The 911-nt window shown below is 64.2% G+C and carries 1 protein-coding gene; it reads left to right on the top strand.

What is annotated here, in order from left to right; genetic code table 11:
• A partial coding sequence (locus CAG34_RS27315) for a thiamine pyrophosphate-dependent enzyme (protein WP_256573588.1) occupies positions 1–911 on the top strand: 911 nt, incomplete at both ends.

Genomic DNA, 911 nt, shown 5'->3' with positions numbered 1-911 from the left:
CGCTTCCTGGGCAACGCCGCGCTGTCGTCGGGTGACTTCGTGCACCGTGCCGTCGAAGCCGCCGACCTGATCGTCAACATCGGCCACGACGTGATCGAGAAGCCACCGTTCTTCATGGTCCGTGGCGGCACCGAGGTGATCCACATCAACTTCCGCTCCGCCGAAGTCGATGCCGTGTACTTCCCGCAGGTTGAAGTGATCGGCGACATCGCCAACGCCGTATGGCAGATCAGCGAAGCGCTGAACGACACTTCGCACTGGGACTTCACCCGCCTGATGGCCATCCGTGAAGCCAACGAAGCACAGATCGCCGAAGGTGCCGACGACAACCGCTTCCCGGTCTACCCGCAGCGCATGGTCGCCGACATCCGTCGCGTGCTGCCGTCCGAAGGCATCGTTGCCCTGGACAACGGCATCTACAAGATCTGGTTCGCCCGCAACTACAAGGCGCACAAGCCGAACACCGTGCTGCTGGACAACGCCCTGGCGACCATGGGTGCCGGCCTGCCATCGGCCATGGCCGCGCACCTGGTGCACCCGGACCGCCCGGTGATTTCGGTGTGCGGCGACGGCGGCTTCATGATGAACAGCCAGGAGCTGGAAACTGCGGTACGCCTGGGCATGCACATCACCGTGGTGATCCTGCGTGACGACGGCTACGGCATGATCCGCTGGAAGCAGGCCAACATGGGCTTCACCGATTTCGGCCTGGACTACGGCAACCCGGACTTCGTCAAGTACGCCGAAGCCTACGGTGCCAACGGCCACCGCGTGGAAAGCGCCGAAGGCCTGCTGCCGCTGCTGGAGCACTGCATCAAGACCCCGGGCGTGCACGTGATCGACTGCCCGGTCGATTACAGCGAGAACGACCGCATCCTCAACAGCGAGCTGCGTGAGCGCGCGCTGGCGGT

Source organism: Pseudomonas sp. B14(2017), assembly GCF_002113255.1.
GTDB lineage: Bacteria > Pseudomonadota > Gammaproteobacteria > Pseudomonadales > Pseudomonadaceae > Aquipseudomonas > Aquipseudomonas putida_Z.
Note: the sequence above shows the minus strand (reverse complement) of the source record. Positions and strands in the feature narration are given on the sequence as shown.